The organism is Streptomyces sp. NPDC059080, from assembly GCF_042739975.1.
GTDB lineage: Bacteria > Actinomycetota > Actinomycetes > Streptomycetales > Streptomycetaceae > Streptomyces > Streptomyces benahoarensis.
Genome location: NZ_JBHYGX010000001.1, coordinates 174577 through 180479 on the forward strand (window position 1 = coordinate 174577; position 5903 = coordinate 180479).

Sequence of the window (5903 nt, forward strand, 5' to 3'; positions counted from 1 at the left end):
GTGGTGTGTCGGGTCGCGGCGTACCTGGATAGGCTGGTGCGGCAGGCCCGCTCACCCGCCCGCCCCGCCGGACCCTTGCCCGAACCCGGGGCCGGCGGCGCCGTCGTTCGCCGGGCGCCGCAACGGCACCTCCCCGGCATGCCGATCGCGGCCTCGTCCTCCCCGTTCTCCCTCGTCACCGCCGCCGCGCGTTCACCTTTGGCCGATGGTGATCCTTTACGATCGCTGACGGTCAGCCCCGCGCTCCCAGCGGGGAGAACGACGAGGTGGAGTGTGTCCATGCAGCTGTCCGGTCAGCCTTCCCGACGGCGGTTCGAGGCCCTTGCCGGGTCGTTCCGTCGTGGCGCGGTCGCGGGAGGCGCCCGGTGAGCCGCGCGGTGCTGGTGACCGGCGCCTCGCGCGGGATCGGGCGGGCGGTCGCCGAACGGTTCGCCGCGCACGGCGACCGGATCGCGCTGCACTACGGCACGCGGGAGGAGGCGGCCCGCAAGACCTTGGCCGGGCTGCACGGCAGCGGCCATGTCCTGGTCCGGGGCGACCTCGCCACCCCGGAGGGCGCCGCGGCGGTGGTCGACGCCGCCCTCGACGGGCTCGGCGGCGTCGATGTCCTGGTCAACAACGCGGCGGTGAACCGCCCGCACCCGGCGGCCACCACCTCGTTCGACGAGTGGCGGGACGCCTGGCGGGAGATCGTGGACGTGAACCTGCTCGGCGCCGCGCACGTCAGCCACCGCGCCGCGCGGAACATGATCGACCGGGCGGTTTCCGGCCGCATCGTCAACATCGGCTCCCGTGGCGCCTACCGGGGTGAGCCGGACCACCCGGCGTACGGCGCGTCCAAGGCCGCGCTGCACGCGCTCGGGCAGTCGCTCGCCGTCCATCTGGCGCCCTACGGCATCGCGGTCGCCTCGGTCGCGCCGGGCTTCGTCGCCACCGAACGGGTCGCCGACCGGCTCACCGAGGACGTACGGGGGCAGAGCCCCTTCGGGCGGGTCGCCGAGCCCGCGGAGATCGCCGCGGCCGTCCTCCACCTCGCGTCACCGGAGGCCGCGTGGAGCTCGGGCACGGTGCTGGACGTGAACGGGGCGTCGTATCTGCGGTGAGGGCCTGCGTCAGGGGTGAGGCGTGGCGACGGCCTTGGGGGCGCCTCCGCGCCTCGGGACGGGCGCCGGTTTCCGTGGCAGAGGGGAAGCCCCGGCCGGATGGGGGAATCCGGCCGGGGCGGCCAGGAACGCGTGGCGTCCGGCCAGCGGGGTCATCGGCCAGCGCCTTCGGGCGGCCGGGGGGACGGCGGCCCGGGCGGCACGGTGACACCCGCTTCCGATTGAACGATAAGCCACCGAGTGGGTGTATCCGCCCAAAAGGGGGCTCAGGGGGCCGCAGCGTGGCGCGTCTCACGGCCCGCATCGATAAGGAGCCGGTCGTGGCGCGCGGCGGCAGCGGCGAGCCGGGCGGCCGCGCCGGGTGCGGTGACCCTGGGCCGGGCGGCCCCCCGGTCAGGGACTCAGCGCCAGGACGATGTACCCGGCGAAGAGGGTGAGGTGGACGCCGCCCTGGAGCGGGGTGGCGCGGCCGGGGATGACGGTGAGGGTGCCCGCGGCGACCGTCAGGGCGAGCAGCACCATATGGGTCGGGCCGAGCCCCAGCTCCAGCGGGCCCGGCAGCCACACGGACGCGGTGGCGACGGCCGGGATGGTCAGGCCGATACTGGCCATGGCCGAGCCGAGGCCGAGGTTGAGGCTCGTCTGGATCCGGCCGCGGCGGGCTGCGCGGACCGCTGCGATGGTCTCCGGCAACAGCACCAGCAGCGCGATCACCACACCGACGACGGAGGACGGCAGCCCCGCCGCGGCCACCCCCGCCTCGATCGCGGGCGACACCGCCTTCGCCAGCCCCACCACCGCGACCAGGGCCAGCGCCAGATGCCCGAGGCTGATCAGTGCCGTCCGCCGCGACGGCGGTTCGGCGTGGTCGGAGTCGAGCACATCGCCCGTCTGCGTCACCGGGGCGAGGAAATAGTCGCGGTGCCGCACGGTCTGCGTCGTCACGAACAGGCCGTACAGCGCCAGGGAGGCCAGCGCGGCGAAGATCAGCTGCGGGGTGGAGAACTGCGCGCCGGTGCCGCTGGTGGTGAAGCTCGGCAGTACCAGGCTCAGCCCGGCCAGGGTCGAGACGGTGGCCAGCGCCGCGCCGGTGCCCTCCGGGTTGAAGATCGCGACCCGCCGCCGCAACGCGCCGACCAGCAGACACAACCCGACGATGCCGTTACAGGTGATCATGACGGCGGCGAAGACCGTGTCCCGGGCCAGCGCGGCGCTCTTGGCGCCGCCGTCGGCCATCAGGGTGACGATCAGCGCCACCTCGATGATGGTCACCGCGACCGCGAGCACCAGCGAACCGAACGGCTCCCCGACCCGGTGGGCGATCACCTCCGCATGGTGCACGGCGGCCAGCACCGACCCCGCCAGGAAGACCGTCACCAGGCCGACCAGCACGCCCGACAGGGTCCGGCCCCAGACCAGGATCAGCAGGACGACGGCGAGGACGGGCACCGCCCGGGTCCAGTGCTGGGCGGTCGAACGGATCCGGGCGATCATGTTCACGAGCTTGGCAGATCCCACCCGGGGGCGCGCGCCGGCGACCGCCCGCCGGGTGCCGGGCCGACGCCCTGAGAGACCGTCGCGAAGGGGCCGCACACCGCCGCCTTTTCGGGCGCGCCCCCGGCGCACGCCGTGCCGGGGGCGCCCCGGCCCCATGCCGCCTCAGATGCGCCCCGGCCCGGGCCCCTTCGGCCGCGCCGCGCCCCCGCTCAGGTCGTCGCGCGGTGTCCCCGGGGCTCGGCGGGGGCGGTCGCGGTCCGGGTCACGTCGGCGACGACCTCCACCACGTCCGGCCCGTACGCCTGCGAGTTGACCACCTTCAGCAGGACGCAGAACTGTCCGTCGACGCCGTACGTGCGGGCCAGCTGCGGATGGTTGCGGACCAGATGGCGGACCGCGGCCCGGTGGGTGACCGGACGCTGGCCGGCCGCCAGGAACACCGGGCGGCCGCCCCCCGCGGCCGCCAGCCGGGCCAGCAGGACGTACTCGACGGCACCGGGCTCCATGCGGTACGCGGTCGAGCCGATGGTGAAGGTCCCGCGGTCGGCGCCGGTCGCGTCGCCCGGGTGCACGGCGACGCCCGGCAGCAGCGTCGCGAGGTGGGCGGCGAGCCTGCGGTGGGCCGTCGGGTCGCCGACGCAGAACTCCGTACGGGCGCCGAAACCCTGGAGCCCGGTGTCGTGCGGCGCGACCTCCGGGTGGGCGCGGCAGTTCTCGACCACCGCGGCGAGGCCGAGCAGGGCCAGCGCGTCGTGGCGCGGGATGCTGCCGTGGGCCGAGGCACTGTCCCGGTGGGTGACCAGGACGCACTCCGAGCCCTCCGGGAGGCCGAAGAAGCGCTGGGTGCGGTTCAGCGTCCGGCGGGCGGCCGCCGAGGAGGCGGCCCAGCCGGCCGCCGCCCCGACGACGAGCGCCCCGGCGGCGGCGATCAGGAGGAGCAGGGAATCGTTCATGGCGGGGGAGCGTAACCCCTGTCCGGGTGTGTGTTCGAGCGGGACGGGTGGGATGTGGATGATCGTCCCGGTTCGTGCGCCGCGGTCAGCCGCTATCCGATGCCGAGGGCTCGCGCGGCGGAGGGTTCGGGGTGCGCTCCGACGCGCCGTCACCCGGCGCGGGGCGGTGGCTCGAAACGGGCACGAACGAGCGGAAATGAAGCCCGGCGAGAGACATGACCCGGCGTCAACATTCCTGTCATTCCGGTCGAATGGGGCGGTGAGGAGGCCGAAAAGATCGCCTGGTGGACCCCTCTGTCATGGCATGAGCACCACGAGTAGGCTCCCGCCACCTGCGTTTCCCCTGCGCTTGGAGGAAGTCCCCCCTATGTCCCGTGCCCGACGTCTCACCGTCCTGGGGGCCGTGGCCGCCCTGGCCGGTTCACTGGTGGCGGTTCCGGCCGTCGCCCAGCCCGCCGCGGCGGGCCCCGACGCCCCGCATCCCACGCCCGTCCCGGCCAAGACGCCGGTCGCCGTCGGCTCCGGCGGCGTCGTCTCCAGCGTCGACCAGGATGCCTCGGCCGCCGGTATCGAGGTGCTGAAGAAGGGCGGCAACGCGGTCGACGCCGCCGTTGCCACCGCCGCCGCCCTCGGCGTCACCGAGCCGTACTCCTCCGGTGTCGGCGGTGGCGGCTACTTCGTCTACTACGACGCCAAGTCCCGCACCGTGCGCACCCTGGACGGCCGCGAGACCGCCCCGCGCACCGCCGGGCCCGACCTCTTCCAGGAGAACGGCAAACCGCTGCCGTTCGGCGATGTCGTCACCAGCGGCCTGGGCATCGGTACCCCTGGCACGCCCGCCACCTGGGACACCGCCCTCCGCAAGTGGGGCAGCCGGTCGCTGGGTCAGGTCCTGCGGCCCGCCCGCGACCTCGCGGCGCGCGGATTCACCGTTGATGAAACGTTCCGCAAGCAGACCGCCCAGAACGAGGCGCGGTTCCGGGACTTCCCCGCCACCGCCGACCTCTTCCTGCCCGGCGGCAAGCTGCCCGTCGTCGGCTCCACCATGAAGAACCCCGATCTCGCGCGCACCTACGACGAGTTGAGCCGCCGCGGCGTCGACGCGCTCTACCGTGGTGACCTGGGCCGGGACGTCGTCAACACGGTCCGCAAGCCCCCGGTCCGCCCCGGATCCGACCGTAAGGTCCGCGCCGGTGACCTCACCATGGGCGACCTGGGGGACTACAAGGCGCTCGGCGAGGCCCCGACCCGTACCCGCTACCGCGGGCTCGACGTGTACGGCATGGGCCCCTCCTCGTCCGGCGGCACCACCGTCGGCGAGGCGCTCAACATCCTGGAGCGCAGCGACGTCAAGCACCTGAGCGAGGCGCAGTACCTGCACCGCTATATCGAGGCCAGCCGGGTCGCCTTCGCCGACCGGGGCCGCTGGGTCGGCGACCCGAAGTTCGAGGACGTGCCGGTCCGCGGCCTGACCTCGCAGCGCTTCGCCGACGCCCGCGGCTGCCTCATCAAGGACGACGCGGTCCTCACCAGCCCCCTCGCGCCCGGTGACCCGCGCCACCCCAAGCCCTGCGGCACCTACGGCAAGGCGTCCCCGACGACGTATGAGGGGGAGAACACCACCCACCTCACCGTCGCCGACAAGTGGGGCAACATCGTCGCCTACACCCTCACCATCGAGCAGACCGGCGGCAGCGGCATCGTCGTCCCCGGGCGCGGCTTCCTGCTCAACAACGAGCTGACCGACTTCTCGTTCACGCCCATCACCCCGGGCGTGCACGACCCGAACCTGCCCGGTCCCGGTAAGCGGCCGCGGTCGTCGATCTCGCCGACGATCGTGCTGCGGCACGGCAAGCCCGTCGTGGCGCTCGGCTCGCCCGGTGGCGCGACCATCATCACCACCGTGCTGCAGTCCCTCGTCAACCACCTCGACCGCGGGATGCCGCTGGTCGACGCCATCGCCGCGCCGCGCGCCAGCCAGCGCAATGCGGCAAAAACGGAGCTGGAACCGGCGCTGTGGAACAGCCCGCTCCGCAGCCAACTGGAAGGCATCGGCCACCAGTTCTCGCAGGTCGAGGAGATCGGCGCGGCGACCGGCGTGGAGCCGCTGCCCGACGGCCGCTGGCTGGCCGCGGCCGAGAAGGTACGGCGCGGCGGCGGCTCGGCAATGGTCGTCAGCCAGCAGTAGACGGCCGGGCCACCCGTAACCGGGCCGGGCCCTTCCGCCCGGCCCGCCCGCCCGCGCCCCCCCCCCCCCGCCCCGCGCCCCCCCCCCCCGCCGCGGGGGGGGGGGGGGGGGGCGGGGGCGGGGCCCAAAGCGTCGGGGGGCGACCCTGAAAGAAGCGGGGCG

At 74.4% G+C, this 5903-nt stretch carries 4 protein-coding genes; 2 read left to right on the top strand and 2 right to left on the bottom strand.

The genetic code is table 11. The features are described 5' to 3' along the window. Positions 1–365: 365 nt before the first annotated feature. On the top strand, positions 366–1103 hold the full coding sequence (locus ACFWWQ_RS00330) for an SDR family NAD(P)-dependent oxidoreductase (protein ID WP_384587620.1): 738 nt from the start codon (positions 366–368) through the stop codon (positions 1101–1103). A 393-nt stretch (positions 1104–1496) separates the two neighbouring features. On the opposite strand, the gene ACFWWQ_RS00335 is transcribed toward ACFWWQ_RS00330, so the two are convergent. Beyond that, positions 1497–2597, bottom strand: a complete 1101-nt coding sequence (locus ACFWWQ_RS00335) for a calcium:proton antiporter (protein ID WP_384587623.1) — start codon at positions 2595–2597, stop codon at positions 1497–1499. Positions 2598–2809: 212 nt separating this feature from the next. Then, a complete protein-coding gene (locus ACFWWQ_RS00340; RefSeq protein WP_384587626.1) occupies positions 2810–3553 on the bottom strand; it encodes a hypothetical protein in 744 nt (247 codons plus the stop codon). A 367-nt stretch (positions 3554–3920) separates the two neighbouring features. Between ACFWWQ_RS00340 and ggt the strand changes: the two genes are divergently transcribed. Continuing rightward, positions 3921–5741 (top strand): gamma-glutamyltransferase, encoded by a 1821-nt coding sequence (ggt, locus tag ACFWWQ_RS00345; protein ID WP_384587629.1) that lies wholly within the window; start codon positions 3921–3923, stop codon positions 5739–5741. The last annotated feature ends 162 nt before the right edge of the window (positions 5742–5903 follow it).

What these genes read in the sequence shown, in the direction of transcription:
- ACFWWQ_RS00340 (WP_384587626.1), bottom strand. Translation starts at nt 3,553, where the DNA reads ATGAACGATTCCCTGCTCCTCCTGATCGCCGCCGCCGGGGCGCTCGTC.
- ggt (WP_384587629.1), top strand. Translation starts at nt 3,921, where the DNA reads ATGTCCCGTGCCCGACGTCTCACCGTCCTGGGGGCCGTGGCCGCCCTG.
- ACFWWQ_RS00335 (WP_384587623.1), bottom strand. Translation starts at nt 2,597, where the DNA reads ATGATCGCCCGGATCCGTTCGACCGCCCAGCACTGGACCCGGGCGGTG.